The 2305-nt window shown below is 74.8% G+C and carries 2 protein-coding genes and 1 pseudogene; 1 reads left to right on the top strand and 2 read right to left on the bottom strand.

All coding sequences use genetic code 11. The features are described 5' to 3' along the window. Nucleotides 1-244: pseudogene (locus JZ5iCDA_RS19215) on the bottom strand (hypothetical protein); the annotation flags it as partial. After that, nucleotides 241-1923, bottom strand: a complete 1683-nt coding sequence (locus JZ5iCDA_RS16970; protein ID WP_069388182.1) for a carbamoyltransferase family protein — start codon at nt 1921-1923, stop codon at nt 241-243. The gene JZ5iCDA_RS16970 and the pseudogene JZ5iCDA_RS19215, both read right to left, overlap by 4 nt. A 192-nt stretch (nt 1924-2115) precedes the next feature. Here JZ5iCDA_RS16970 and JZ5iCDA_RS16965 point away from each other — a divergent pair. Beyond that, nucleotides 2116-2305, top strand: a 190-nt coding sequence (locus tag JZ5iCDA_RS16965; RefSeq protein ID WP_216093478.1) for a hypothetical protein, incomplete at its 3' end; no start/stop codon positions are given.

Raw genomic sequence — 2305 nt, 5'->3', positions numbered from 1 at the left:
CGAGCCGGGCACCGACCTCGCCGAGGTCGAGCGGCTCGGGAGGCTCGCCGGACGAGCCGGGCGCGGGCAGTCGCCGGTCGTCGGCGACCACGACCTCGGCCGGCCGCGGTGCGTCCGGCGAGCCGTCCGCCTGCGCGGCGAGCGTCTCGAGCAGGCGCAGCAGCGACGGCCGTCCGATCGACGGCACGACGACGGCGTACGCCTCCGGGGCGCCGGCGGCGCCCGCGGACCCGGTGACCGTCACGCCGTCGCACCTCCGTCGGTGCCGGCCGCGAAGACGTCCGCACGCCGCACGAGATGCGGCCCGAGGACGAGCGCGTCGACGGGCGCCGAGCCGAACAGCTCGAGCGCGTCGCGCGGGTCGTCGACCATGGGCCGCCCGGCGGTGTTGAGGCTCGTGTTCACGACGACGGGCAGGCCCGTGCGCTCCTTGAAGGCGCGGATCATCGCCTGCAGGCGGGGCGTGGAGTCGTCGATCGTCTGGATGCGCGCGGTGTAGTCGACGTGCACGACCGTGGCGATCCTGTCGCGCCACTCGGGCGCGACCTCGTGGACGAACAGCATGTACGGGCTCGGGATCGGGCCGCCGCTGAAGATCTCCGCGGCGTCCTCGAGGAGGACCATCGGCGCGACCGGGCGGAACTGCTCGCGGCCCTTGACGTCGTTGAGCCGCTCGAGGTTTTCGACCGGGCCGGGGTTGGCGATGAGCGAGCGGTGCCCGAGCGCGCGCGGGCCGAACTCGGCGCGCCCGTCGAACCACGCGATGACGCCATTGTCGGCGAGCACCTGCGCGACCTCGCCGGGCAGGTCGTCGGGGGTCGTGAACGGCACCTTGGCGGTGCGCAGCCAGTCGGCGAGCTCGTCGTCCGACCAGGAGCGGCCGAGCGCGGCCGACCCCATGGGCTCGACCGTGTCGCCCGCCTCGGCCGCGAGCTGCATCGCGGCGCCGAGCGCCGTGCCGGAGTCGCCCGCGGCGGGCTGGACCCAGACCTCCTCGAACGGCGACTCGCGCCAGATCCGGGAGTTCGCGACGCAGTTGAGCGCCGTCCCGCCGGCCATCGTCAGCACGCGGTCGCCGGTCCGCCCGTGCAGCCACGTGGCCAGGTCGACGAGCACCTCCTCGAGCCGCGCCTGCACGGACGCGGCGAGGTCGGCGTGCTCCGCGAGGCCGCCGTGCTCGGTGCCCCACGTGCCGTCGTCGACGCGCTTCGGCGCCCACCGGGTCCAGTCCGGGGCCTCGGCGACGAAGCCGCCGTCGTCGGTCGCGTAGAGGACCTCGCGCAGGTCGTCGAGGAAGCGCGGCTCGCCGTAGGACGCGAGCGCCATGACCTTGTACTCGTCGCTCGAGCGCAGGAAGCCCAGGTGCTCGGTCAGCGACTCGTAGACGAGGCCGAGCGAGTGCGGCAGCTCCTGGCTCGCGAGCACCTCGAGCCTGCCGTGGTCGTAGCGGCCCGCGAGGTGCGACGAGCGCTCACCGCGGCCGTCGAGCGACAGGACGCTCGAGACGGGGAACGGCGAGGCCAGGGCCGCGGACGCGGCGTGCGCGACCTCGTGCGGCACGAACCGCACGACCGAGGGCGACAGGCCGGGCAGCGCCGTCGCGATGAACTGCGGGGCGCGCTCCGCGTACTGCACGCGCAGCCAGTCCCACGGGTCCGGCAGGCCCATCTCCTCGGCGGGCTTGGCGAGCGCCGGGTCGAACGAGTACGCGACCGCGTCGAGGTCCTGCGGGCGCAGGCCCGCGACCTCCAGGCACCAGGCCATCGCCTTCTCGGGCAGCTCCCACGCCGCGAAGGGCACGGGCCGCTTGCCGTGCTTGCGCCGGGAGAACCTCTCCTCCTCGGCGGCGGCGACGACCTTGCCGTCGACGACGAGCGCCGCGGAGGGGTCGTGGAACAGGGCGTTCACACCGAGGACGCGCATGGATGGCGAGCCTTCCTCTCTCGGGCCAGGCTGGAGGTGCCCCGTCCGGGGCACGACCTGACGCGTGCGGGTCGGCGCTGCTGCAACCCGGCTTCACCTTCTCGCCGAGAAGCGCTTCTCGCACGTCGACCTTGCACGCATGCGTACTTCTCTCCGTGTCATTCGCCCGTCGTCCACCCTCCGGAGGCCTTGATGACGTCCACGTCCACCGCGCAGCCCGCCCCGACCGCACCGCTCGACCCGTCGCGCGCCGACGTCTCGACGCCGGGCACCCGCCGGATCGAGCGCACCGACCCGACGACGGGCCGCGCGGGCACGCCCGTGGAGTGCGCGGACGCGCAGGAGGTCGACGCCGCCGTCCGCGCGGCGGCGGCCGCGTGGC

This window comes from Cellulosimicrobium cellulans (assembly GCF_001722485.1).
Taxonomy (GTDB): domain Bacteria; phylum Actinomycetota; class Actinomycetes; order Actinomycetales; family Cellulomonadaceae; genus Cellulosimicrobium; species Cellulosimicrobium cellulans_A.
This window is presented reverse-complemented; position numbering and strand designations above follow the sequence as displayed.

Bases quoted from the DNA above. Each gene is read 5' to 3' on its own strand.
- JZ5iCDA_RS16970 (WP_069388182.1), bottom strand. From the start codon at position 1,923: ATGCGCGTCCTCGGTGTGAACGCCCTGTTCCACGACCCCTCCGCGGCG.